Here is a 22,043-nt window from a genome sequence, read left to right on the forward strand (position 1 = left end):
TCCAGCGCCGCCTGCCCGCCAACGACCATCGCTCTGGCTTGGTCGAGCAGAATGCCCAGCTCAGCATCGGTATGCGCCGAACCCAGATGAGCCAGGATCACCACCCGGCCCGCGTCCTTGCGGGCCACCTGCACCGCCACTGCGCCTGAGGCGGTGCGCACTTTCCGCACGTACGCCACCGCACGAACCTACCCGGTTAGTACCCCAAAACACCCACCTGAAACAGAAACGCCGCAGGTCAAACGACTGTCAACCCTGAAAACGAGCCGGGGTGTCCAAACTCAGGTCGGAATCCAATACGGAAAGGGCTTTTGCCATGCTCATCGTGACCACCAACGACATTCCGGGGTGGGAGATTCAGCGGGTCTGCGGCGAGGTCTTCGGACTTACCGTGCGGTCCCGAAACGCCTTCTCTCAGATGGGTGCCGGGTTCAAGAGCATGTTCGGCGGCGAGCTGCAGGGGATGACGAAGAACCTCGCCGAAAGTCGTAACGAAGCGATGGGCCGACTGATGAACGAGGCCCGCGCCCGTGGCGGCAACGCCATCGTCGCCATGCGCTTCGACACCACCGAGATCGGCGACACCTGGACGGAGATCTGTGCCTACGGCACCGCTGTGCAGGCCGTGCCCGTCACCGACGCCGCCAAGTACACCGCCAAGCAACTCGGGTACGGCGGCTGATACCGACACCGGGCGGCTGGACCGCGGGTTTACGATGCTCGAGTAATCGACGGTTGAAGGAATCTGGTGAGAATCCAGAACGGTCGCGCCACTGTACACAGTCAGACCCTGATGCCGTTACCTTTTCAAACGGGACGCGTACTCCCGAGAGGAGCACTTGGATGACCACCTCACCGCAGACAGTGTCACGTGCGGTCGACTTGTCGGCCGCAAAGGCCGCGCTGTGGCTCAGCGCCGCCACGGTTCTGGCGCTTCTGGTTTACTACTTCGTCGGCATCGACCAGGGCGCGACGTCGATATTCGGTAGCGATATGCACGTTCACGAGTTCGTGCACGACGCACGCCACTTCCTCGGCTTCCCCTGCCACTAGCGGGTAGCCGACATGGAAAAAAGAATAATCATCCGCGCGACGCTCTGGGGCGCCCTCGGTGGGCTGCTGGCCTTCATCTTCGCGCGAATTTTCGCCGAGCCGATCATTCAGCGGGCTATCGACTACGAGGGTGCCCGCGACGAGGCGCAGGAATATCTCGATCACCCGGGCGGTATGCCGGGGATGGACGAAGGTGTCGAGCTCTTCTCCCGCTCGATACAGAGCAATGTCGGCATCGGTGTCGGGATCATCGCCTTCGGCGCCGCGATGGGCGCATTGTTCGCGGTCGCCTACTGCGTCGTCTACAACCGGTTCCCCCAGCTGTCACCCGGGACGTTGGCGCTTCGGCTGGCAGCTGCGATGTTCGTCGCGCTCTATCTCGTGCCGTTCCTGAAGTATCCGGCGAATCCGCCTTCGATCGGTCACCCGGACACGATCGGTTTCAGGACGGGTCTGTACCTGACGATGGTCGTGGTGTCGGTTGTCGGCCTGGCGTTGGCAGTCGGACTGGCCGGTCGACTGCGGCCGCGTTTCGGTTCATACGGGTCGGTGCTGCTGGCCGGCGGCGCGTTCATCGTCGTGATCGCCATCGTGATGCTGTTGCTGCCGTCGCTGGGGCAGCTGAGTGTCAATGTGGCGCAGTACGGTAACCACGCCACCGAGACGCCGCAGCCGTTGCTCGACCCGCAGGGCAAGATCGTCTTCCCCGGATTCTCGGCCGACGATCTGTTCTACTTCCGGCTCTACTCGATCGGGGCACAGGTCATCCTGTGGGCGACCATCGGTCTGGGCTTCGCGCCGATGGCCGACAAGATGCTCGGGGCTCCTGCGGATGCGGCCCGCGTCGCAGCGTGAGTGAGGTCGTCCGGCTGTCCTTGGTATCGCATGCGATGACCGATGCCATGGCAGCCGGACGCTTCCCGATCGACGAGCCGCTCAATTCACTGGGCCACCGTCAAGCCGCCGCGTCGATCGAGCTCGGTCCGGTCGACGGTGCCTATTGCGGCCCCGAGAAACGGGCCCGCCAAACCGCGGAGCTGCTCGGTCTGCGAGCCGAGGTAGAACCACAATTGGCGGATCTGGACTGCGGCCTGTGGCGGGGAGATGTGCTCTCCGGGGTACCCTCGGCCGAGCTGGCCAGCTGGCTCACCGATCCGACCCAGGCGCCCCACGGCGGAGAAACCGTCGTCGAGCTGATCGCCCGAGTGCGTCGGTGGATGGACGCCATGACCACCCGCCGCGGCCGGATGGTCGCCGTCACCCACCCCGCGGTGGTCCGGGCTGCTGTCCTGGTCACGCTCGAGGCGCCGCCGAAATCCTTCTGGCGCATCGATGTTGCGCCGGTGAGCCGCACTGCGCTGCATTTCCGCGGTCACGCCTGGACGCTGCGCAGCCCATTGAGCTAGGCCACGGGGGCCATCGCGAAGGCACGCTTGGCGATCGACCACAGCCAGCCCGCGGCCGTCGGGCTGCGGAATTGCGGCCAGTTCAACTGGAAACTCACCACCCACGGTTGTCCGGTGTGGTCCACGGCGTACCAGCTGTAGGTCAGATCTCCCGGCAGGTTGCCACCCTTGGCGCCGACGTAGGGCCACTTCGCCGGGTCCAGATCGATGCCGGGGAGTGCGGACAGGATCTGCTTGACGCGGGCGGCCTCGCCCACGGCCGAGGCCTGCAGTGCAGCGTGCACGCGGCAGATGTCCTCGGCGCTGGCGAACCATTCCAGGCCGTCGTTGGATGCCGGGGTATGGGTGCGGTTCGGATCCGGTTCGTAGGGACGCGAATTGGTCTGTTGCAGGAGCTGTACGCGATCCTTGGGCGAGGCCTGCTTCCACTGCTCACGCAGGTTCGGTTTGCCCCAGCCGACCGAGAACACCTCGTGCATGGTCGGGAACGGCGTCATGCTGGCCGGGTCGTGGTGGCCGCCGGTGACCAGGGCGCGCTCCACCGCTGCGGTCCCCACGCGCCCGATCAACAGATCGGTGGCCATGTTGTCACTGGCCGAGATCATCTGCTGGGCTGCGGTCAGCACCGTGATCTGGGCGCCTGGCGGCAGCTTGTCCAGCCCGGCTGAACCCAGTTTCTTGCCTTCTTTGGTGATGGTCAGGTGATCGTCCCAATGCACCGTTCCGGCCTTGATCGCATCCGAAACGGCAAGCAGCACATACAGTTTGAAGATCGACGCGAGGGGTAGCGACAGGTCGGTGTTGGTGCCGGCGACCTTCTGGCACTTGCCTGCGGGGCCTCCCGGGACGACTTTGGCGACCTGGTAGGAGTACCGCGCTCCGGACTTGGACAGCTCGGTGTCGATGTCCGACCAGGAGTTGATCACCGGTGGGACGAGGTCGACGTCGAACCGGTCGACGAGGCCGGCGTCGTTGGTGCGCAGTTCGATGTCCTGTGCGACGTTGTAGGACGTCAGCACGTGCAGGGTGGCCTGTCCCGCGCCGATGTCCACAGAGCTGACCCGGAACGGACGGTCCCACCAGATCCGGTCCATCTTGGTGCCGACGTCGTCGACCTTCTCCGGACTGGCCAGAGTGCGCACTCCGACCGGCCCGATGGGCCAATCCGAGTTCAGCATGTCCATCGTCTGCTTGGCACGCAGGCCGGGCGGGGTGTTGGTGTCTATGTGGGCGCCGTATGAGATCCCGGCCGCCGGTGCAGCACCTTGTGAACAGCCACAGGCCAGGGCAGCGGTGAGCGAGACGACGGCTGTCAGGCCGATCGCCCGCCGTGCCACCCTGCCTCGGCTATGCCTGGGTGCCGGGCCCCGCAACGTCCAACACAACCTCGAACTCCAGCAGCGACGCCCCGGTTGCCACGGGGTTCTTGTGTTCGCCCTTGTGGGCCTCGATGGCGGGGCCGGATGCCCACGCCTGGAACGCCTCTTCGGATTCCCACTGCGTCACGACGAAGTAGCGGTCTTCACCCTTGACCGGGCGCAGCAGCTGGAAGCCAAGGAACCCCGGCTGGCTGTCGACGGCATGTGCACGGTGCGCGAACCGCTTCTCCAGTTCCGGACCTGCGTTGGGCGGCACTTCGATGGCGTTGATCTTCACGACTGGCATGGGATTCAGGCTACCGTGACCGCCCGGCAGGATAACGACATGGTCACAGAACTTCTGATCCATCGCGGTGGTCGCGGTGCGCCCATAGTGCTGGTGCACGGGCTGATGGGTCGTGGCAGTACCTGGACCCGTCAACTGCCGTGGCTGGCCGAGCTGGGTGCGGTGTACACCTACGACGCGCCGTGGCATCGCGGGCACGATGTGCCCGACGCGTATCCGATCAGCACCGAGCGGTTCGTCGCGGACCTGGGTGACGCGGTCGCGCAATTGGCGGAGCCGGCGCGGCTGGTGGGTCATTCGATGGGTGCGTTGCATTCGTGGTGCCTGGCCGCAGCCAGGCCCGAGCTCGTGCGCTCGGTCGTGGTCGAGGACATGGCACCGGACTTCCTGGGGCGTACCACCGGCCCGTGGGAGCCGTGGGTGCACGCGTTGCCGGTCGAATTCGGCTCGGCGCAGGAGGTTTACCGGGAGTTCGGCTCCGTGGCGGGCCGGTATTTCCTGGAAGCGTTCGACCGGACGGCCACCGGTTGGCGGTTGCACGGCCGTCCGCAGTGGTGGCTGGACATCGCCGCGGAGTGGGGCACCAGGCAGTACTGGCAGCAGTGGCGTGCGGTGCGGGTGCCGACGCTGCTGATGGAGGCCGGGACTTCTGTCGCACCTGCGGGCCAGATGCGGACCATGGCCGAAAGTGGTTACCGGACAACATATCTGTATGTACCTGAGTCGGGTCACCTGATCCACGACGAGCAGCCGGAGACATACCGTCGGGCCGTCAGCGGGTTCCTAGCGTCGTTCGCCTGAGGCACCCCCGGACGGCCAGGACGGATGCTGCTCGAAGCGGGTGCGCGCGGCATCGAGATCCTGCTCGGCTCGCTGGGTGTCATAGTCCGCCAGCCGGCCCGCGAACGGCGCGTAGGTCCGAAACTGGTCCTGCTGGATTCGCAGAATGCCGGCGCGGTGCGCCGTCCAGCTCAGGGCCATGGCGACCACGAACGGTAGGGCCATGATCACGAGGGCGAGTGCAACGGTCATGGCAGTAATTTTTGTTAAGCCAATATCCAGCCAGCAAGTGGCAGTACTGACACCTTTCGGTAAGATACTGCCATGATCAAAAGCGTCTCCGCGCTGGTGCTCGATGGCTTGGCCGTCTTCGAATTCGGGGTGATCTGCGAGGTTTTCGGGATCGACCGCTCGGCCGACGGGGTGCCGAACTTCGACTTCAAGGTGTGCGGGCCGGAACCTGGGAAGCCGGTGCGGACCTCGATCGGTGCCACGCTGACACCCGATCACGGTCTCGATGCCCTGATCGGCGCGGATCTGGTGGCCATCCCCGCGATTGCGGGCACCGACTACCTGCCGGAGGCGCTGGCCGCGGTGCGCACGGCGGCCGACGCCGGGTCGATAATCCTGACCGTGTGCTCAGGAGCGTTTCTGGCGGGCGCGGCCGGATTGCTCGACGGACGCCCGTGCACCACGCATTGGATGCATGCCGACGAGCTGGCGCGCAGATATCCGACCGCGCACGTCGATCGCAACGTGCTGTTCGTGGACGACGGCAATCTGATCACCAGCGCGGGCACGGCCGCGGGCATCGACGCGTGTCTGCATCTGGTGCGTCGTGAGCTCGGCAGCGAGGTGACCAACAAGATCGCCCGCCGCATGGTGGTTCCGCCGCAGCGCGACGGTGGTCAGCGGCAGTTCATCGACCAGCCCATCCCGGTGCGCTGTTCGGACGGCTTTGCGCCGCACCTGGATTGGATCATCAGCAACCTGGAGAAGCCGCACACCGTCGGTACGCTCGCCAAGCGGGCGGCCATGTCCACGCGTACCTTCGCGCGGCGTTTCGTCGAGGAGACCGGGACCACGCCGATGCAGTGGATCACCGATCAGCGCGTGCTGTACGCCCGCCGTCTGCTCGAGGAGACCGACGTGGATCTCGATTGGATCGCCGGGCAGGCCGGGTTCGGTTCCGCGACCCTGTTGCGGCACCATTTCCGTCGCGTGATCGGCGTGACGCCGTCGGATTACCGTCGCCGGTTCGCCTGCGGTGCAGGGGAACCCGTCTGCGACGACGAAGAATCTGCCGCCTCGGCGTGACTTGTCCGCCCGCCGGGTCTGTACAGCTTTCTTGCCGCGAGCCTGTCGGACGTGCAGTGCGCGATGATAAGCACGTCTGGTGCAAAGCCGTTCCAATTGGTGGCGGTGCCACTCGCGCGCCGTGCCCGCGGTGGCGAGCGCGAAACTCGCCACGCCCGAAGCCAGTGCGCTGATCGCGGTCGTGGCGACTGCGAATCGACACAGCCCGCTGGTGTTGGTGCGAACCATGTGAATTCTCCTGTCTGACCAGCTTCTTCGCGGCCGTCCACCAGGGCCACCAAATTGGTTAGCCGTGCACGGGCTAATTCGTCTGCACGGGAGCAGATTTCGCGGGAATCGTCAACCCGGCCGCAGGCCCCGACCCACCCGTCGAACCTCAGATATTCTCGCCCTCGCCCGCCAGGGCGAACCGGCCATCGGGCGTCTGTTCCACCAGGCCGTCGACCAGCAGCGAGTCCAGCGCCCTGTCGCGCTGCGCGGTATCAGTCAGCCAGGCCACGTCCAACTGTCCGCGGGTGACGGGGAAATTGTTGGTGCGCAACACATCCAGTAGTCTGCCGCGCGCCTGACGGTCGGTTCCCGCGTAGCGCTGCGCCTTGCGGGCGGGGCCCGTCGGCGGTGGATAACCCGTTGTACGCCAAAGACACGCACTCAAGGGGCAGATCCCGCATCGCGGGGTCCGCGCGGTACACACCGTCGCGCCGAGTTCCATCAGTGCAGCCGAGAACACCGGTGCCGCGTCCGAGTCGGGCAGCAGCACGGACACGTCGTCGAGGTCCCGCACGCTCGCCGGTGAGTCGGCCCGGCCGTGCACCGCCCGTGCCACTACCCGGCGCACGTTGGTGTCGACCACCGGCACCCTGGCGGCGTATGCGAAGCACGCAACCGCCCGCGCGGTGTAAGCCCCCACCCCCGGCAGGCTCAGCAGTGTGTCGACGTCGGCGGGCACCACGTCACCGTGCTCGGCCGCGATGGTGACGGCACATTCGTGCAGGCGTTTGGCCCGGCGCGGGTAGCCGAGCTTGCCCCAGGCCCGCAGCACCTCGCCGACACCGGCCGCCGCGGTGGCCGACGGGGTGGGCCACCGCTCGATCCAGGCCAGCCAGATCGGCTCAACGCGCGAAACCGGTGTTTGCTGCAGCATGAACTCGCTGACCAGGATCTGCCAGGCGGTGACCTCGGGCCTGCGCCACGGGAGGTCTCGCTGAGCTTGCCGATACCAGCCCAGCAGCTCTTCTGACTCGATGGTCATATCCGACTCGGGCAGAATGACGCCCATGCCCAATTCGAATCCGGTGTCGGCGTGGAAGGCACTCAAGGACGGTAACGCGCGCTTTGTCGCGGGCGAGCAGCAGCATCCCAGCCAGGACATCGCACGACGGGCGAGCCTGGCCCACACTCAGAAGCCCACCGCGGTGGTGTTCGGCTGCGGTGACAGCCGGGTCGCCGCCGAGATCCTGTTCGACCAGGGGCTCGGTGACATGTTCGTGGTGCGCACCGCAGGCCACGTCATCGACAGCGCGGTACTCGGCTCTATCGAATACGCGGTCTCCATCCTCGATGTGCCGCTGATCGTGGTGCTGGGCCATGACAGCTGCGGCGCGGTCAAGGCCGCGCTCACCGCGCTCGACGAGGGTCACCTGCCTGGCGGTTATGTGCGCGACATCGTAGAGCGCGTGACGCCGTCGATCCTGTTGGGCCGCCGCGCCGGTCTGGAGCGGGTCGACGAGTTCGAGGTCCAGCACGTCAAGGAAACCGTGTCGCAGCTGCAGATGCGGTCTGCGGCGATTGCCCAGGGTATCGCGGCCGGCACCCAGGCGATCGTCGGCGCGACCTACCACCTGGCCGACGGCCGGGTGGAGTTGCGGCATCACGTCGGCGACATCGGCCAGGTCTGACGCGCAAAGACCGGCGCGACACGCCGGGCCGCCTCGGGCCACTGGGGATTACCTGGGCTTACCGTGAAGGTCGTGTTGGATCTGGAACCACGGGGCCCACTGCCTGCGGAGATTTACCGGCGACGTAGGGCGCTGGCCATCGGGATCGGGGTGGTCGTCGTCGCGGTGGTCATCGCGATCGTCGCGGTGGTCCTGAGCAACAGCTCGGGCACTGAATCCAAGTCCGCGGAACAATCGACCCCTGCCCCCACCCCGACGGCCGCCGCGCCGACCCCGTTGCCGGGGGAGACCCCCGGGGTCAAGACGCCGGTGCAGCCGCCGGCGCAGCACGCTCCGGCTCCGACGGCGACCCCGACCGCGGCAGTCACGCCGCCGCCGGTGCTCAAGGAAGGCGACGATTGCCCGGATTCGACTCTGGCTGTCAAGGGCATCACCAGCCAGCCGGAGTACGTGGTCGGTGATCAGCCGAAGTTCACCATGGTCGTCACCAACATCGGCCTCGTGGCCTGCAAGCGTGACGTCGGGGCAGCCGTCCTCGCCGCCTACGTCTACTCGCTGGACAACACGCGACTGTGGTCGAATCTCGACTGTGCGCCGTCCAACGAAACCCTGGTCAAGACCTTCAACCCGGGCGAGCAGGTCACCACGGAGGTGACCTGGACCGCGATGAGTTCGGCACCCCAATGCCCGCTGCCGCGGCAGCCCATCGGGCCGGGCACCTACAACTTGATGGTGCAGTTGGGCAATCTGAGATCGGCGCCCGTGCCGTTCATCCTGTCGCCCGCGAACCCGCCGCAACCGGCCGACGGCGCTCCGCCGGCTCCTGCTGCTCCCGCTCCGGAGCCGGGTAACTGATCCGTTCAGGCCAGCCGGTCGGCGATCGTCGACTCGGCTAGCACGGACAGTCCCTCCCGGATGTGGCGGGCCCACATCGACCCGATGCCTTCCACCGACTGCAGATCGTCGGCACTGGCGGCCAGCAGCCCCTGTAGCGACCCGAACGAGCGAACCAGCAGATCGACGTGGGCGAACTGGAGTCGCGGGATGCCGGCCATGGCCCGGTAGCCGCGCGAACTCATCGCAGAATCCTGCGCCTCTGCCGTCGACGGATACCCGAAGACCCGCGCCAGCGTGGTGAAGTCCAGCAGCTCGCTGTCGGTCAGCGCATCGAGATCTTCCAGGGTGGCGCTGACCTGTGCGGCCGTCGGCGGGTCCGGATTGGCGTGGTAGTCCCGCACGATCAGTTCCCGGGCCGTGTCGTTGTCGCCGACGAGCTCGTCGAGCTGCAGCTTGAGCTGGCGTCCGTCGGTACCGAGTTCGACGACGTCGGCGTCGATCTCGAGGCTGATGCGACGCACCATCTCGAGGCGCTGCACCACCGTCATGACATCGCGCAACGTCACGAAGTCCTCGATCTCGGCCGTGGAGAGCTGCTTGCTGACCTCGTCGAGCCGGCCCTTGTAGCGCTCCAGGGTGGCGACGGTCTGGTTGGCGCGCGACAAGATGGTCGCCGACTCGGGGACGACATGCCGTTCCCCGGCCACATAGACCGTCACGATGCTCATCGAATGGCTGACCGACACCACCGGGTAGCCGGTCTGGATCGCCGCGCGCTCGGCCGAGCGGTGCCGCGTACCGGACTCGTCGGTCGGGATCGACGGGTCGGGCACCAGCTGCACGTTGGCCCGCAGGATGTGGCTCGCGTCGCTGGACAGCACGACCGCGCCGTCCATCTTCGACAGCTCGCGCAGCCGGGTCGGCGCATAGCGGATGTCGAGCTCGAACCCGCCGTCGCAGATGGCCTCCACGCTGTCGTCGTAGCCCAGCACTATCAGTGCGCCCGTTTTGCCACGCAGGATGCGCTCCAGACCGTCGCGCAGTGGCGTGCCGGGTGCCAGCCTGCCCAAAGTCTCGCGCAGCGTCGGACGGGCCAGCTGTACCACGTTGTGGCCCGCCCGGACAGTGGACTTCACGGCCATCGGTCCTCCTAGGATCGGCCGTTATTCTCCGCGATCTCCCGGACCGCCCGCAATGCGGTCCCGATGTTGTCGGCAGCGATGACCCGCATCCCGGCTGGTGTGTCCGTGATCCCGGGTGGCACGACCGCGGTGTTGAAGCCCAGTCGGGCGGCCTCTGCCAGCCTGCGATCCAGCCCGTTGACCCGGCGGAGATCACCGGCCAGGCCAACCTCACCGATGGCGACCACGTCCATCGGCAGCGGTAACTGATAGCAAGACGACATGATGGCCATCGCGACCGCCAGATCAGCCGACGGGTCGGTCAACCGCATGCCCCCGACGGTCGCCACGTACAGGTCGCTGCGCGCGAGCGGAAGGGCGCTGTGGCGCTCCAGCACTGCGCTGATCATCGCGGCGCGGGCCGAGTCGATACCGCTGACTGTCCGCCGCGGCGGGCCTTCTGTCGGGTTCGACAGGGCCTGAACCTCTCCGATCATCGGGCGCTTGCCGTCGAGCGTGACGGTCACCGCGGTGCCGGGGACGGGCGCGGTGCGCTGATCCAGGAACAGCCCCGACGGGTCGCTGACGCATTCGATTCCGTTGTCGTGCATCAGGAAACAGCCGACCTCGTCGGCGGCGCCGAACCGGTTCTTGACCCCGCGCACGATCCGCAGCGACGATGCGCGGTCACCCTCGAAGTGCAGCACGACGTCGACCAGATGCTCGAGCGATCGCGGCCCGGCGATGGCACCCTCCTTGGTGACATGACCCACCAGGATGAGAGCCACCGAATGCCCCTCGGCGGTCGATTTCGCGTAACTGGTCAGCGCCGTCGTCACCGCCCGCACCTGCGTCACCCCGCCGGTCACGCCGTCCACTTCGGTGGTGGACATGGTCTGCACCGAATCGATCACCACGAGGCTCGGGCGCACCTGGTCGATGTGGCCCAGCGCGATCTGCAGATCGGACTCGGCCGCCAGGTACAGCTCGTCGTGAGTGCAGCCGGTGCGCTCGGCCCGTAGCCGGATCTGTCCGGCGGACTCCTCCCCGGACACGTAGAGGACGCGGCGGCCCTCGTGTGCCCAGCGGTTGGCCACCTCGAGCAGCAGCGTGGATTTGCCGATTCCCGGATCGCCGGACAGCAGCGTTACCGACCCCGCGACCAGCCCGCCGCCCAGTACGCGGTCGAGCTCGCTGACCCCGGTCGGGCAGTGCCGGGTAGCGCCGGGATCGATGGCGGTGATCGGTACGGCAGGGGAGGCCGGTGCTACCGAGCGACGGGCCGCTGCACCGCCCCGGTTACCCGGGAAAGCCAGCACGGCAACCTCATCGACGGTGCCCCAGGTGCCGCAGTTCGCGCAGCGTCCAACCCATTTCGGGGTGATGTGCGCACATTCCGAGCACCGGTATTGCGAACGTGCTTTCGAACCGGCCACGCCGTGACATTAGCGGCTGTCACCGACATCTGTCGGTAGCCCAGCGGCGAAGAACCTAGTGGTGTTCGCCCGATTCGCCCGCGGCCTGATCGGCGTCGCCGGTCGCGTCGCGGCGCGGTTGGTCGCCCGCCGAGATCGGAACGGCCACGGTGGTCGCACCACGTTCGAAGTTGAACGTGAAGTTGTACAGCAGGCCGTTGGTGATCGGCTTGGTCAGGGTCACCTTGGCGGTGACGGCGTCGGCCGCCTCGACCTTCTCCAGCGGCGCGGTCTGCCCGTCGGGTTCACCCACCACCAGCACGCCGTTGGCCGGCACAGTGGTGTCGCCGGTCAGTGCCACGTCGCCGATGTCGGAGGTGATCGACGTCAACTTGTTGTCGTCGTCGGCCGACCCGTTTGCCGCCACGAACAGCAGCTCGGCCGGCGAACCCGGTTGGACGTAGTCGGTCTGCTGCGGCGCCCGCAGGTGGACGTTACGCAATGAGACCTGGCCGGCCTGGGCGTTGACGCCGTTGACCGCCGGTTCCTGGGTGGCCGTCTGGGAGACCTGCCCGGCACCACACGCGGTGAGGGCGGCTGCGGCGGCCAGGCCGCACGCGGCCACGCCGACCGAGGCACGCAATGTGAAGCGGTTCACTCAAGCCTCCTGAAATGGGTCGCCATACTTCGACTATGCAGAGTAGTAGGTGGAGGTCGCGGGCGGAACCGCGAGGGTTGAGAACACCCGAATCGGGTGGCGCAGTGGCGGTTTGGTTGCACGATTTCGTCACTCTGTCAACCCCTACCCTTCACCTTCGGTGCCCCTGACCTGCGCTGTTGGTCGGCGTGTGAGCAAGGCGCGTGTTAGCATGTAGGGGCGAAAGGGGCTCGAATCAGATGATTTTCAAGGTCGGAGACACCGTTGTCTATCCACACCACGGTGCTGCGTTGATCGACGCGATCGAAACCCGAACCATCAAGGGCGAGCAGAAAGAATATCTCGTCCTGAAGGTCGCGCAGGGGGATCTCACCGTTCGAGTGCCTGCAGAGAACGCCGAATACGTCGGTGTGCGCGATGTGGTCGGGCAGGAAGGCCTCGACAAGGTGTTCCAGGTGCTGCGGGCGCCGCACACCGAAGAACCGACAAACTGGTCGCGCCGCTACAAGGCCAATCTGGAGAAGCTGGCCTCGGGTGATGTGAACAAGGTGGCCGAGGTCGTCCGCGATCTGTGGCGCCGCGACCAGGAGCGTGGCTTGTCCGCGGGCGAGAAGCGGATGCTGGCCAAGGCCCGGCAGATCCTGGTCGGTGAGCTCGCGCTGGCGGAGAACACCGATGACGCCAAGGCCGAGACCATGCTCGACGAGGTTCTGGCTGCCGCATCCTGACGGCGTGGTGAAAACGGTAGCCGTCGTCCCTGCCGCGGGCTCGGGTGAGCGGTTAGGTGCGGGTAGGCCAAAGGCCTTCGTCAAATTGGGCGGTAAGCCCCTGCTGGAGCATGCTCTCCTCGGTTTGCGCGCGTCAGGGGTGGTCGATGATGTTGTCGTCGCAGTCCCGCCTGCGCTGACCGATCAGGCCAAGCTGATCTTCGGCGGAGCGGCCGAGATCGTGGCGGGCGGTGCCGACCGTACCGAGTCGGTCCGGCTGGCGCTGGAGGCCGTGGGCGATGCTGAATTCGTGCTGGTACACGACGCGGCCAGGGCTTTGACCCCGGCCGCGTTGATCGTCCGTGTCGTACGAGCGCTCGAGGCCGGGCACAGTGCCGTCGTCCCGGGTCTGCCGCTGACCGACACCATCAAGGCGGTCGACGCCAACGGTGTGGTGCTCGGCACGCCGGAGCGGGCTGGTCTGCGCGCGGTGCAGACGCCCCAGGGCTTCCACACCGATGTGCTGCGCCGCGCCTACCGACAGGCGCCTCGGTCTAATTCGCTCCAGGCGCCTGCCGGTGGTCTCACCGACGACGCCTCGCTTGTCGAGCGGACCGGAACGCCGGTGCAGATCGTCGACGGCGACCCGGTGGCGTTCAAGATCACCACCCCCATGGATCTGCTGCTGGCGCAAGCCCTGCTGGCGCGTGGCGGATCGGTCGGAGCGTGACGATTCCACGGGTCGGGTTGGGCACCGATGTTCATCCCATCGAGCCGGGGCGGCCCTGCTGGCTGCTGGGGCTGTTTTTCGACGGTGCCGACGGCTGTGCCGGACACTCCGACGGTGACGTCGCTGCGCACGCCCTGTGTGATGCGCTGTTGAGCGCGGCCGGGCTCGGAGATGTCGGCGCGGTGTTCGGTACCGACCAGCCGCAGTGGCGTGGTGTGAGTGGCGGGGACATGCTGCGGTATGTGCGCGGTTTGCTGGCCGACGCCGGCTTCACGGTGGGCAACGCGGCGGTCCAGGTGATCGGCAACCGGCCCAAGGTCGGGCCGCGCCGTGACGAGGCCCAGCGGGTGCTGGGCGAGCTGGTGGGGGCACCGGTCTCGGTTTCGGCCACCACCACCGACGGTCTCGGGTTGACCGGCCGTGGTGAGGGTCTGGCCGCCATTGCCACCGCTCTTGTGTTTTCTGCTCCTCGAGTGCGCGGGTAGGTCCCAGCTGAAGAGGCCGGTAAGCTGGCGCGTCGTGACCGACCGTGCCGGGCTCCGGCTGTACGACACCATGGCTGGTGCCGTACGTGATTTCGTGCCGTTGCGCCCAGGGCACGCCTCCATCTACCTGTGCGGTGCCACAGTGCAGGGCCTGCCCCACATCGGGCATGTCCGCAGTGGCGTTGCCTTCGACGTCTTACGACGCTGGCTCGCCGCCAACGGCTATGACGTCGCCTTCATCCGCAACGTCACCGACATCGATGACAAGATCCTCAACAAGGCCGCCGACGCCGGCCGGCCGTGGTGGGAGTGGGCGGCGACCTTCGAGCGTGCGTTCACCGCTGCCTACGACGCGCTGGGGGTGTTGCCGCCGTCGGCCGAGCCCCGCGCCACCGGGCACATCACCCAGATGGTCGAGCTCATCGAGCGATTGGTCGACAAGGGCCATGCCTATGCCGCTGATGGCGACGTGTACTTCAACGTGCTGAGCCTGCCGGACTACGGCAAGCTGTCGGGCCACCGTATCGACGACGTGCATCAGGGCGAGGGTGTCGCGACCGGCAAACGCGATCAGCGCGACTTCACCCTGTGGAAGGGTGCCAAGCCCGGTGAGCCGTCCTGGCCGACGCCTTTCGGCCGCGGCCGTCCCGGTTGGCACACCGAATGCGTCGCGATGTGCGAGGCCTATCTCGGTGCGGAGTTCGACATTCACGCAGGCGGAATGGACCTGGTGTTCCCGCACCACGAGAACGAGATCGCCCAGGCCAACGCCGCCGGGGATGGTTTTGCGCGGTACTGGCTGCACAACGGCTGGGTTACCATGGGTGGCGAGAAGATGAGCAAATCGCTCGGCAACGTCTTGGCGATTCCCGCTGTGCTGCAACGGGTTCGGGCTGCTGAGCTGCGGTACTACCTGGGCAGCGCACACTACCGGTCGATGCTCGAGTTCTCCGAGACGGCGCTACAGGACGCAGTCAAGGCCTACTGCGGTATCGAGGATTTCCTGCACCGCGTGCGCAACCGGGTCGGCATGGTGACCGTCGGCGAGTGGACACCGAAATTCGCAGCCGCGCTCGATGACGACCTCGCGGTGCCGATCGCGCTCGCCGAAGTGCACGCCGCGCGCGCCGAGGGCAACCGGGCGTTGGACGCCGGCGATCACGACGGCGCGATAGCCCAAGCCCGGGCCATCCGGGCGATGACGAGCATCCTCGGCTGCGATCCGCTCGACGAACGGTGGGAGTCGCGCGACGAGACGTCGGCCGCACTTGCCGCAGTCGACGTCCTGGTGCAATGGGCATTGACAAGCCGGACCGAAGCGCGGGAACGGCGGGACTGGGACGCCGCCGACGCGATCCGGGATCGCCTGAAGGAGGCCGGTATCGAGGTCACCGATACCTCCGACGGCCCCCAGTGGTCGCTGTTGGACGGGACGAAATAAATGGCTGGGCGAGCGAAGCGACGGGGAAAATAATGGCCGGCAATTCGCAGCGACGGGGCGCCATCCGCAAGGCGGGTACGAAGAAGGGCCCGACCGTCGGGTCCGGCGGGGTACGCCGCCGTGGGCTCGAGGGACGAGGGGCGACGCCGCCCGCCCACCAGCGGCCCAACCACCCGGCTGCCAAAAAAGCCGCGAAGGCGGCCCGCCAGCAGCAGGGCCGGCACAAGAAGACCGATGACACCGAGCTGGTGCTTGGCCGCAATCCGGTGGTGGAATGCCTCCGCGCGAAAGTCCCGGCCACCGCGCTGTTCATCGCGCTGGGCACCGAGGCGGACGAGCGGCTGACCGAATCCGTGCAGATGGCTGCGGACCGCGGGATTTCCATCCTGGAGGTGCCGCGCACCGACCTCGACCGGATGAGTTCCAATGGGCTGCACCAGGGGTTGGCCCTGCAGGTTCCGCCGTACGTCTATGCCCATCCCGACGATCTGTTGGCGACGGCGAAAGCCGAAGGGGCGCCCGCTCTGCTGGTGGCGCTGGACAACATCTCCGACCCACGCAACCTGGGCGCGATCGTACGTTCCGTAGCCGCTTTCGGGGGGCATGGTGTGGTGATCCCGCAGCGACGCTCCGCATCGGTGACGGCGGTGGCGTGGCGGACGAGCGCGGGGGCCGCGGCCCGGTTGCGCGTGGCCCGGGCCACGAATCTCACTCGCACACTGACGAGTTGGGCTGACGCCGGCCTGCAGGTGGTGGGTCTGGACGCCGGTGGTGACACCACGCTGGATCAACTCGACGGCACCGGGCCCATGGTCGTGGTGGTGGGTTCCGAAGGCAAAGGCTTGTCGCGGCTGGTGCGGGAGACCTGTGACGCGGTGGTGTCCATCCCGATGGCCGGGCCGACGGAATCGCTGAACGCCTCGGTGGCCGCCGGTGTGGTGCTCGCCGAGATCGCCCGCCAACGCCGCGGCTGATTTCGAGCTCAGAGCCCGCAGAGGCGCAGCCCGGCCCACAGTCCGAGCACCGCGGCCACCAGTGTCAACGGCACCGTACACAACCCGACGCGGCTGAATTCGTCGAAGCGGGCCGTCAAGCCATGTTGATGAACTACGTTGCGCCACAGCAGATTCGACAGTGAACCAACGTAGCTGAGGTTCGGCCCGACGTTGACGCCGATCAGCACGGCCAGCACTGCCGCCGGCCCCGACGCCGCCACCAGTGGCAGCAGCACCAGCACGGCCGGCAGATTGTTGACCAGATTCGCAAGTATCGCCGCCGCCGCCGCGAAGCCCAGCAGTGCTGGAAGTGAGTTGCCGACGGGCAGCAGCCCACGCATGACGTCGCCGAGACCGTTATGGACAACTGCGTCGACCACCACACCCAGGCACAGCACGAACGCGAGAAACGGAACGTTGACCGCGCGTGCGATACCGCGCACGGAGCTACGCCGCTGGATCAGGCTGCGGACACCGAGCACGAGCGCGCCTGCCAGCGCGGCCCAGGCCGGGGCCAGGTCGAACAACGAGGTGACCACGAAACCCGCCAGCGTCAAACCCAGCACCGCGAGGACGAACACCGGAACTTCGGGAGGCGGGGGAGTCACCTTGGCTGCGGGGCGGCTCAGCTCGCGACGGAAAAGCCAACGCAATGCGACGAATTCGACCGCGATACCGGCCAGCCACGGCGCCGCCATGACCGCGCTGAACTGGGTGAAGGACAGCCCGGCCACAGCGAAGGCCAGCAGGTTGGTCAGGTTGGACACAGGAAACACCAACGACGCGGTGTTGGCCAGGTGCGCTGTGGCGTACGCGTGCGGCCGAGGCGTGATGCCCAGCGTGCGGGCCGTGGTCAGCACCACCGGCGTGAGCAGCACAACGGTCGCGTCGAGGCTCAGCACTGCGGTGGTGGTGGCGCCGATGAGAAACACGCGGGTGAGCAATCGGCGCGGATCGCCCGTGCTGGCACGGGCCATGAGCGTGCCGGCCGCGTGGAACAGGCCTTCGTCGTCGCACAGCTGCGCCAGCACCAGCACGGCTGCCAGAAATCCGACCACGGGCAGCAGCCGGTTCATCTCGGCCAGTGCGTCCTGCGGCGAGATCACTCCGAACGCGATCAACAGTCCGGCCGCCGGAACCGCCACGACCGCCTCGGGCCAGCCTTCCGGCTTCGCGAGTGCGAACACCAGGACGAGAGCGAGCAGCAGCAGCGCTAGGCCCACGGGTCGGGCCTGCCGGGTTTTCGCCGCATGCTCCCACCCTAGGGGCGATCTCTATCCGTAACGGCGGCGGAACTTCTCCACCTGACCCGCCGAGTCGATGTGGCGCTGCGATCCGGTCCAGAACGGATGGGAGGCCGAGCTGACGTCGACGACGATCAGCGGGTAGGTCTGGACGCCCGCCGGCGTGGACCATTCGACGGTCCGCTCGCTGGTGGCGGTGGACCGGGTCAGAAATCGGGTGCCGGTCGCAGCGTCCTGGAACACCACCGGGTGGTAGTCGGGGTGGATGCCGGGTTTCATCGTGATTCTCCTTCGTGGTGTCCGGGTTGGGCGGTTTCTTCGGCGGGTGTCTCACACGGCTCCTCGTGCCAGTCACCGAACGGGTCTGGGTAGTGGGCCCAATCCTCGGGATTGCCCAGTTCGTCGTCGGTGAGCAGCGCGCCCCGCAGGCCGTCGAGGATCTCGTCGGGGCGGGCGCCATACACCAGCACCGCCAGTGAGTTGTGCCGGTCCCCGAACCGCTCGTCCCAGACGACGGCCGCCAGCGCCGCGCGCTGCGGGTCGACATAGGCGCGCTCGCTGGAATCCATTGCTGCCAGCCACTTTCCAGCGTTGCTGACTCGCATGCCGCCACCCGCGGATTCGATATACATGGCCTCGGCCGGACGGTTGGCCAACCAGACCCGACCGCGCGTGCGCACCACTCCGTCGAGCAGCAAGTCCAGTACGGCGTGCAGGCGCTGCGGGTGAAACGGTCGTCGTGCGGTGAATTCGACGATGCCGACCTCGCCGTCGCGATCCAGCGGCGGTTCGCCCACCAGCAGTGGATCGTGTGGCGCGATGGCGCGACCGCGGGGGCTGTCGGGTTCGAGGTGGGCCAGCGCCAGCTCGACCCGATCGGGCCCGACCGTCATGCGGGCCCGCGGTGCGAGCCGGCGCAGCACCGCCAGCGTGGTGACATCGGGTTCGGTGAGCACCAGTACGTCGGCGAGTTCGGCCTGGCCGACCACGACCTGCGCGACGGTGCGTCCGTCGTCGAGTTCGTCCTCGCCGATGGCCTCCGAGACCCAGGACGCGGTGTCGATACAGGTGACGACGCCTTCGATGCGGACATCGCGTGACGCCGGCCCGTCGATGTAGCCGGGGCCGACGCGCACACGGATATTCTCGATGGCCCAGCACACCGGTTCGGGTTCGAGCCACTCCATCAACTGCACGACGATCCGCTGGACGTCGCTGCGTCGGTGCAGACGACGCAGCAGCACCAGCAGGTCGTCGCGGACGGTGCACGAGACACAGCCGTGCGCGAGTTCCAATGGCCAGTCCGATGTTCCGGACGTGGGACCGCCCCGCACGCCGGACGGACCCATTGCCACCGTCCGCACCACGACCTGGCCGTCAAAGCGGTGCCGCACCAGCACCGTGCCCGGATTCCGGATCAGCTCCGCGATGACGCTGTCGGTATCGCCCTGGCCCGCGACCAGCACAACAGGGGTTCGCACCTCGCCTCCCAACGATTGGTGAAAATGATTATCATTATGATTAAGTCAGGTTACCCCACCACGAAGGAGGCTCATGTCGGCCCACTGCCAAGTCACCGGGCGCAAGCCCGGGTTCGGCAACACCGTGTCCCACTCACACCGTCGCAGTCGTAGACGCTGGGATCCGAACATCCAGAACAAGACCTATTACCTGCCCTCGGAGGGGCGTCGGATCCGGCTGCGGGTCAGCGCCAAAGGCATCAAGGTGATCGATCGCGACGGCATCGAAGCGGTGGTCGCCAGGCTGCGTAGCAGCGGAGAGAAAATCTGATGGCGCGCACCGATATTCGTCCGATCGTCAAGTTACGGTCCACGGCGGGCACCGGCTACACGTATGTCACCCGCAAAAACCGCCGCAACGATCCCGACCGCATCGTGCTGCGCAAGTACGACCCGGTGATCCGTCGGCACGTCGATTTCCGGGAGGAACGCTGATGGCCAAGCGATCCAAGATCGTCAAGAACGAGAAGCGCCGAGAGCTGGTTCAGCGCTACGCCGAACGTCGCGCTGAACTCAAGGAGATCATCCGCAATCCGGCGAGCTCGCGCGAGCAGCGGGCCGCGGCGGTCTCGACGCTGCAACGCCTTCCGCGGGATTCCAGCCCGGTGCGGCTGCGTAACCGCGATGCTATCGACGGGCGGCCCCGCGGTCATCTGCGCAAGTTCGGTCTGTCGCGCGTGCGGGTCAGGGAACTGGCGCATCGCGGGGAGCTGCCCGGTGTGCGGAAGTCGAGCTGGTGATGGCGAAAAAGAACTCCAAGAAGCGGGCGCCCGCACCAGAACTCAAGAAACCCCGGCGCAATCAGCTGGACGCGCTCGGCGTCACCCGGATCGACTACAAGGACGTGCAGCTGCTGCGGACCTTCATCAGTGAGCGCGGGAAGATCCGGTCGCGGCGCGTGACAGGCCTGACGCCGCAACAGCAGCGCCAGGTCGCCACCGCGATCAAGAACGCCCGGGAGATGGCACTTTTGCCGGTGGCGGGCCCGCGGGGTTAGTCAGTAGGCGTACTGGTGTGGCGGCGGGTCGGTGCGCGCCGCGGTCTGCACGGTCATGGTCGGGATGGTGCGTCGGCCCGAATCGTCCTGCCCTGCAGGCACGCTGCCTTCGACCGTGACCCAGGTGTTCTCCGGGTAGCCGGTCAGGGGTTCGGCAGCCGGGCCGGCGAGCCCGATGCGGGCCAGTTGCGCATCCGCCGCACAGCAGATGATGACGATGCGCGCGAGGTAGGTGTGGTCGCCGTCGTGCATGGTGAAGCCGGTGACCTTGATGGTCCGGTTGTCGAGCGTGCCTGCGGTGTCCTGGGCGATGCGGATGAGCACATCGGGCAGCGAGAGTTCCGGAGTCCCGCCGTCGGGCAGTGGCGGGAACGGCCGCCGCAGTACGTCGGTGGACACCGCGGTGACCGATGCCGCGTCCGGCCGGATCGGCGGCGGGACCACGAAGGCAAGCAGGGCGATCGGAATGAGCAGTAGCCAGGCCGTGCCGCTGGAGTGGGCGTGGTCGTGCTCGGGATCGTGCTGCTCGGCGGGCCCGTGCCGGATGTCGCGAACGATGGCCGCCAGGGCCAGCACGATGAGCAGCACGGCCGTGGCGATCAGGTACGGCAGCAGGGTCGGTTTGACGTAGCGGGTGAAGCTGCCGGTGGCGACGATGATGGCCGTGCTGATCCCGATCAGCAGCAGCAGTGCGTTCTCGGTCTCGCGGCTCATCGCGGCCCCAGCACGAGCAGCCCGATCCCGGTGCCGACCAAGGTTGCCACCACGAAAGTGGCGGGGGAGAACCGGACGGCGAACGCGCGGCCGAACATTCCGGCCTGCATCGCGAACAGCTTGAGGTCGACGGCCGGCCCGACCACCAGGAACACCAGCCGTGGCAACAACGGCAACATGGTCAGGCTGGCCGCGACGAACGCGTCGGCCTCCGAACACAGCGCCAGCACCACCGCCAGCAGCGCCATGGTGAGCACGCCGAGTACCAGATGCCCGGCCAGGTGCTCATACACCCAGGCGGGGACCAGCACGTGCAGCGCACCAGCGGCGACCGCACCGATGACCAGGTAGGAGCAGGCGGTGAGAAAGTCATGGCGGGCGGCCTCGATGAACACCGTCCACTTCGAGCCGCCGTCGTGATGGGGCCGGGGCAGCCGCCTGGTGATCCATTCGGGTTTGCCGAACCGGGACCACGCCGCACCCATGATGAGCGCCGTCAGTAGTGACGCCGCGCATCGGGCGGCCACCATCTGCGGGTGACCCGGAAACGCGACCGCCGTCGCGACCAGCACCACGGGGTTGATGGCCGGAGCCGCCAACATGAACGTCAGTGCGGCCGCACCGAGCGCGCCGTCGTTGAACAGCCGGCGTGCCACGGGTACCGATCCGCATTCACAGCCGGGGAGCGCGGCACCGCCGACACCGGCCGCCAGAATCGCGACGCCGGTGTGCCGCGGCAGCCAGCGGGTCAACCGCTCGGGAGTGACGAAAACCGCGATCAACCCGCTGATCACCACACCGAGTGCGAGGAAGGGCAGCGCCTGCACGAACACCCCGCAGAACACCGTGGCAGCGGTCGCCACCTTCGGGGTCCGCTCGACGAAGTCCCGCGCCGGCCCGCCGGCCAGCGCCAGTGCGATGATGCCGACGACGAGGACGGGCATGGACCCCAACCGCTTTCGCGTCGCCGTCGCGTTCGTCGCCACGGCGGTCATCATGCCAGTCCTGGCTGTGAACCCGCCGATGCCACAGCCTGTAAATGACAATCATTTTCGCTCAT

The 22,043-nt window shown here is 67.2% G+C and carries 29 protein-coding genes and 1 pseudogene; 17 read left to right on the top strand and 13 right to left on the bottom strand.

Features of this window, described 5'->3' with window-relative positions; genetic code table 11:
* Window positions 1-179: pseudogene (locus tag H276_RS24745) on the bottom strand (IS1634 family transposase); the annotation flags it as partial.
* 137 nt (window positions 180-316) lie between these two features.
* On the opposite strand from H276_RS24745, the gene H276_RS0114860 reads away from it, so the two are divergent.
* The 4 genes from H276_RS0114860 (at window position 317) to H276_RS0114875 (ending at window position 2,459) form a co-directional block, all read left to right on the top strand.
* Window positions 317-682 (top strand): YbjQ family protein, encoded by a 366-nt coding sequence (locus tag H276_RS0114860; RefSeq protein WP_019972099.1) that lies wholly within the window; start codon window positions 317-319, stop codon window positions 680-682.
* 161 nt (window positions 683-843) lie between these two features.
* The gene (locus H276_RS0114865; RefSeq protein WP_019972100.1) at window positions 844-1,053 is read left to right on the top strand and encodes a CbtB-domain containing protein; all 210 of its coding nucleotides are present in this window, start codon (window positions 844-846) and stop codon (window positions 1,051-1,053) included.
* A gap of 12 nt (window positions 1,054-1,065) precedes the next feature.
* Window positions 1,066-1,908 (top strand): CbtA family protein, encoded by an 843-nt coding sequence (locus tag H276_RS0114870; RefSeq protein WP_019972101.1) that lies wholly within the window; start codon window positions 1,066-1,068, stop codon window positions 1,906-1,908.
* The gene (locus tag H276_RS0114875) at window positions 1,905-2,459 is read left to right on the top strand and encodes a histidine phosphatase family protein (protein ID WP_019972102.1); all 555 of its coding nucleotides are present in this window, start codon (window positions 1,905-1,907) and stop codon (window positions 2,457-2,459) included. Before H276_RS0114870 ends, H276_RS0114875 begins: the two co-directional genes overlap by 4 nt.
* Here H276_RS0114875 and H276_RS0114880 read toward each other — a convergent pair.
* Both H276_RS0114880 and mhuD read right to left on the bottom strand, forming a co-directional pair.
* Window positions 2,456-3,832, bottom strand: coding sequence for a serine hydrolase (locus H276_RS0114880; RefSeq protein WP_196807926.1), 1,377 nt, complete (start codon window positions 3,830-3,832; stop codon window positions 2,456-2,458). The two genes, H276_RS0114875 and H276_RS0114880, sit on opposite strands and share 4 nt — an antisense overlap.
* Window positions 3,807-4,124 (bottom strand): mycobilin-forming heme oxygenase MhuD, encoded by a 318-nt coding sequence (gene mhuD / locus H276_RS0114885; RefSeq protein ID WP_026357017.1) that lies wholly within the window; start codon window positions 4,122-4,124, stop codon window positions 3,807-3,809. The genes H276_RS0114880 and mhuD overlap by 26 nt, the downstream gene beginning before the upstream one ends.
* 39 nt (window positions 4,125-4,163) lie before the next feature.
* Between mhuD and H276_RS0114890 the strand changes: the two genes are divergently transcribed.
* Window positions 4,164-4,925 carry an alpha/beta fold hydrolase gene (locus H276_RS0114890; protein ID WP_026357018.1) on the top strand — a complete coding sequence of 254 codons (762 nt, stop codon included), beginning with the start codon at window positions 4,164-4,166 and terminating at the stop codon, window positions 4,923-4,925.
* Here H276_RS0114890 and H276_RS0114895 read toward each other — a convergent pair.
* The gene (locus H276_RS0114895; protein WP_019972106.1) at window positions 4,908-5,156 is read right to left on the bottom strand and encodes a hypothetical protein; all 249 of its coding nucleotides are present in this window, start codon (window positions 5,154-5,156) and stop codon (window positions 4,908-4,910) included. The genes H276_RS0114890 and H276_RS0114895 overlap by 18 nt on opposite strands.
* 72 nt (window positions 5,157-5,228) lie before the next feature.
* Between H276_RS0114895 and H276_RS0114900 the strand changes: the two genes are divergently transcribed.
* Window positions 5,229-6,221: a GlxA family transcriptional regulator gene (locus H276_RS0114900; RefSeq protein ID WP_019972107.1), complete on the top strand. Its 993-nt coding sequence runs from the start codon at window positions 5,229-5,231 to the stop codon at window positions 6,219-6,221.
* Window positions 6,222-6,597: 376 nt separating this feature from the next.
* On the opposite strand, the gene H276_RS0114910 is transcribed toward H276_RS0114900, so the two are convergent.
* Entirely contained in the window at window positions 6,598-7,500 is a 903-nt protein-coding gene (locus H276_RS0114910; protein WP_019972109.1) for an A/G-specific adenine glycosylase, read from the bottom strand.
* Here H276_RS0114910 and H276_RS0114915 point away from each other — a divergent pair.
* Window positions 7,499-8,119, top strand: a complete 621-nt coding sequence (locus H276_RS0114915) for a carbonic anhydrase (protein WP_019972110.1) — start codon at window positions 7,499-7,501, stop codon at window positions 8,117-8,119. The genes H276_RS0114910 and H276_RS0114915 overlap by 2 nt on opposite strands.
* 72 nt (window positions 8,120-8,191) lie before the next feature.
* On the top strand, window positions 8,192-8,974 hold the full coding sequence (locus tag H276_RS0114920; protein WP_026357020.1) for a hypothetical protein: 783 nt from the start codon (window positions 8,192-8,194) through the stop codon (window positions 8,972-8,974).
* A 5-nt stretch (window positions 8,975-8,979) separates the two neighbouring features.
* Here the strand turns inward: H276_RS0114920 and disA are convergent, their stop codons facing one another.
* Genes disA through H276_RS0114935 form a run of 3 tightly spaced genes read right to left on the bottom strand, consistent with a single transcriptional unit; the run spans window position 8,980 to window position 12,150 of the window.
* Window positions 8,980-10,098, bottom strand: a complete 1,119-nt coding sequence (gene disA, locus H276_RS0114925) for a DNA integrity scanning diadenylate cyclase DisA (protein ID WP_019972112.1) — start codon at window positions 10,096-10,098, stop codon at window positions 8,980-8,982.
* An 8-nt stretch (window positions 10,099-10,106) separates the two neighbouring features.
* Window positions 10,107-11,513, bottom strand: a complete 1,407-nt coding sequence (radA, locus tag H276_RS0114930) for a DNA repair protein RadA (protein ID WP_019972113.1) — start codon at window positions 11,511-11,513, stop codon at window positions 10,107-10,109.
* A 55-nt stretch (window positions 11,514-11,568) separates the two neighbouring features.
* A complete protein-coding gene (locus H276_RS0114935; RefSeq protein WP_019972114.1) occupies window positions 11,569-12,150 on the bottom strand; it encodes a hypothetical protein in 582 nt (193 codons plus the stop codon).
* 239 nt (window positions 12,151-12,389) lie between these two features.
* Between H276_RS0114935 and carD the strand changes: the two genes are divergently transcribed.
* Genes carD through rlmB form a run of 5 tightly spaced genes read left to right on the top strand, consistent with a single transcriptional unit; the run spans window position 12,390 to window position 16,487 of the window.
* Complete coding sequence (gene carD / locus H276_RS0114940) at window positions 12,390-12,878, top strand: RNA polymerase-binding transcription factor CarD (protein WP_018603643.1); 489 nt, start codon at window positions 12,390-12,392, stop codon at window positions 12,876-12,878.
* 7 nt (window positions 12,879-12,885) lie between these two features.
* The gene (gene ispD / locus H276_RS0114945; RefSeq protein ID WP_026357021.1) at window positions 12,886-13,587 is read left to right on the top strand and encodes a 2-C-methyl-D-erythritol 4-phosphate cytidylyltransferase; all 702 of its coding nucleotides are present in this window, start codon (window positions 12,886-12,888) and stop codon (window positions 13,585-13,587) included.
* Window positions 13,584-14,072, top strand: a complete 489-nt coding sequence (gene ispF / locus H276_RS0114950; protein WP_019972116.1) for a 2-C-methyl-D-erythritol 2,4-cyclodiphosphate synthase — start codon at window positions 13,584-13,586, stop codon at window positions 14,070-14,072. The genes ispD and ispF overlap by 4 nt, the downstream gene beginning before the upstream one ends.
* A 34-nt stretch (window positions 14,073-14,106) precedes the next feature.
* Window positions 14,107-15,513, top strand: coding sequence for a cysteine--tRNA ligase (gene cysS, locus H276_RS0114955; RefSeq protein ID WP_019972117.1), 1,407 nt, complete (start codon window positions 14,107-14,109; stop codon window positions 15,511-15,513).
* A gap of 32 nt (window positions 15,514-15,545) precedes the next feature.
* The gene (rlmB, locus tag H276_RS0114960; RefSeq protein WP_019972118.1) at window positions 15,546-16,487 is read left to right on the top strand and encodes a 23S rRNA (guanosine(2251)-2'-O)-methyltransferase RlmB; all 942 of its coding nucleotides are present in this window, start codon (window positions 15,546-15,548) and stop codon (window positions 16,485-16,487) included.
* A gap of 8 nt (window positions 16,488-16,495) precedes the next feature.
* Here the strand turns inward: rlmB and H276_RS0114965 are convergent, their stop codons facing one another.
* From H276_RS0114965 to mrf, 3 genes are read right to left on the bottom strand one after another with little or no spacing between them, the layout of a single operon-like run.
* The gene (locus H276_RS0114965) at window positions 16,496-17,731 is read right to left on the bottom strand and encodes an SLC13 family permease (protein ID WP_019972119.1); all 1,236 of its coding nucleotides are present in this window, start codon (window positions 17,729-17,731) and stop codon (window positions 16,496-16,498) included.
* Window positions 17,732-17,782: 51 nt separating this feature from the next.
* Window positions 17,783-18,031 carry a type B 50S ribosomal protein L31 gene (locus tag H276_RS0114970; protein WP_019972120.1) on the bottom strand — a complete coding sequence of 83 codons (249 nt, stop codon included), beginning with the start codon at window positions 18,029-18,031 and terminating at the stop codon, window positions 17,783-17,785.
* Entirely contained in the window at window positions 18,028-19,233 is a 1,206-nt protein-coding gene (gene mrf / locus H276_RS0114975) for a ribosome hibernation factor-recruiting GTPase MRF (RefSeq protein ID WP_026357022.1), read from the bottom strand. The genes H276_RS0114970 and mrf overlap by 4 nt, the downstream gene beginning before the upstream one ends.
* 73 nt (window positions 19,234-19,306) lie before the next feature.
* On the opposite strand from mrf, the gene rpmB reads away from it, so the two are divergent.
* From rpmB to rpsR, 4 genes are read left to right on the top strand one after another with little or no spacing between them, the layout of a single operon-like run.
* Window positions 19,307-19,543, top strand: coding sequence for a 50S ribosomal protein L28 (rpmB, locus tag H276_RS0114980; protein WP_018603651.1), 237 nt, complete (start codon window positions 19,307-19,309; stop codon window positions 19,541-19,543).
* Window positions 19,543-19,707, top strand: a complete 165-nt coding sequence (rpmG, locus tag H276_RS0114985) for a 50S ribosomal protein L33 (RefSeq protein WP_018603652.1) — start codon at window positions 19,543-19,545, stop codon at window positions 19,705-19,707. Before rpmB ends, rpmG begins: the two co-directional genes overlap by 1 nt.
* Window positions 19,707-20,012 carry a 30S ribosomal protein S14 gene (gene rpsN / locus H276_RS0114990; protein WP_019972122.1) on the top strand — a complete coding sequence of 102 codons (306 nt, stop codon included), beginning with the start codon at window positions 19,707-19,709 and terminating at the stop codon, window positions 20,010-20,012. Before rpmG ends, rpsN begins: the two co-directional genes overlap by 1 nt.
* Complete coding sequence (gene rpsR / locus H276_RS0114995; RefSeq protein WP_155943112.1) at window positions 20,009-20,269, top strand: 30S ribosomal protein S18; 261 nt, start codon at window positions 20,009-20,011, stop codon at window positions 20,267-20,269. The genes rpsN and rpsR overlap by 4 nt, the downstream gene beginning before the upstream one ends.
* Here the strand turns inward: rpsR and H276_RS0115000 are convergent, their stop codons facing one another.
* Together H276_RS0115000 and H276_RS0115005 are read right to left on the bottom strand one after the other, a co-directional pair.
* Window positions 20,270-20,983: a TIGR03943 family putative permease subunit gene (locus H276_RS0115000; RefSeq protein ID WP_019972124.1), complete on the bottom strand. Its 714-nt coding sequence runs from the start codon at window positions 20,981-20,983 to the stop codon at window positions 20,270-20,272.
* Complete coding sequence (locus tag H276_RS0115005) at window positions 20,980-21,978, bottom strand: permease (protein WP_036461161.1); 999 nt, start codon at window positions 21,976-21,978, stop codon at window positions 20,980-20,982. Before H276_RS0115005 ends, H276_RS0115000 begins: the two co-directional genes overlap by 4 nt.
* Between the last annotated feature and the right edge of the window lie 65 nt (window positions 21,979-22,043).

The organism is Mycobacterium sp. 141 (assembly GCF_000382405.1).
In the GTDB taxonomy this organism is placed as follows: Bacteria; Actinomycetota; Actinomycetes; order Mycobacteriales; family Mycobacteriaceae; genus Mycobacterium.

What these genes read in the sequence shown, in the direction of transcription:
- H276_RS0114860 (WP_019972099.1), top strand. Translation starts at nt 317, where the DNA reads ATGCTCATCGTGACCACCAACGACATTCCGGGGTGGGAGATTCAGCGG.
- H276_RS0114865 (WP_019972100.1), top strand. Translation starts at nt 844, where the DNA reads ATGACCACCTCACCGCAGACAGTGTCACGTGCGGTCGACTTGTCGGCC.
- H276_RS0114870 (WP_019972101.1), top strand. Translation starts at nt 1,066, where the DNA reads ATGGAAAAAAGAATAATCATCCGCGCGACGCTCTGGGGCGCCCTCGGT.
- mhuD (WP_026357017.1), bottom strand. Translation starts at nt 4,124, where the DNA reads ATGCCAGTCGTGAAGATCAACGCCATCGAAGTGCCGCCCAACGCAGGT.
- H276_RS0114890 (WP_026357018.1), top strand. Translation starts at nt 4,164, where the DNA reads ATGGTCACAGAACTTCTGATCCATCGCGGTGGTCGCGGTGCGCCCATA.
- H276_RS0114895 (WP_019972106.1), bottom strand. Translation starts at nt 5,156, where the DNA reads ATGACCGTTGCACTCGCCCTCGTGATCATGGCCCTACCGTTCGTGGTC.
- H276_RS0114900 (WP_019972107.1), top strand. Translation starts at nt 5,229, where the DNA reads ATGATCAAAAGCGTCTCCGCGCTGGTGCTCGATGGCTTGGCCGTCTTC.
- H276_RS0114915 (WP_019972110.1), top strand. Translation starts at nt 7,499, where the DNA reads ATGCCCAATTCGAATCCGGTGTCGGCGTGGAAGGCACTCAAGGACGGT.
- H276_RS0114910 (WP_019972109.1), bottom strand. Translation starts at nt 7,500, where the DNA reads ATGGGCGTCATTCTGCCCGAGTCGGATATGACCATCGAGTCAGAAGAG.
- disA (WP_019972112.1), bottom strand. Translation starts at nt 10,098, where the DNA reads ATGGCCGTGAAGTCCACTGTCCGGGCGGGCCACAACGTGGTACAGCTG.
- carD (WP_018603643.1), top strand. Translation starts at nt 12,390, where the DNA reads ATGATTTTCAAGGTCGGAGACACCGTTGTCTATCCACACCACGGTGCT.
- rlmB (WP_019972118.1), top strand. Translation starts at nt 15,546, where the DNA reads ATGGCCGGCAATTCGCAGCGACGGGGCGCCATCCGCAAGGCGGGTACG.
- H276_RS0114970 (WP_019972120.1), bottom strand. Translation starts at nt 18,031, where the DNA reads ATGAAACCCGGCATCCACCCCGACTACCACCCGGTGGTGTTCCAGGAC.
- rpmB (WP_018603651.1), top strand. Translation starts at nt 19,307, where the DNA reads ATGTCGGCCCACTGCCAAGTCACCGGGCGCAAGCCCGGGTTCGGCAAC.
- rpmG (WP_018603652.1), top strand. Translation starts at nt 19,543, where the DNA reads ATGGCGCGCACCGATATTCGTCCGATCGTCAAGTTACGGTCCACGGCG.
- rpsN (WP_019972122.1), top strand. Translation starts at nt 19,707, where the DNA reads ATGGCCAAGCGATCCAAGATCGTCAAGAACGAGAAGCGCCGAGAGCTG.
- H276_RS0115000 (WP_019972124.1), bottom strand. Translation starts at nt 20,983, where the DNA reads ATGAGCCGCGAGACCGAGAACGCACTGCTGCTGCTGATCGGGATCAGC.
- H276_RS0115005 (WP_036461161.1), bottom strand. Translation starts at nt 21,978, where the DNA reads ATGACCGCCGTGGCGACGAACGCGACGGCGACGCGAAAGCGGTTGGGG.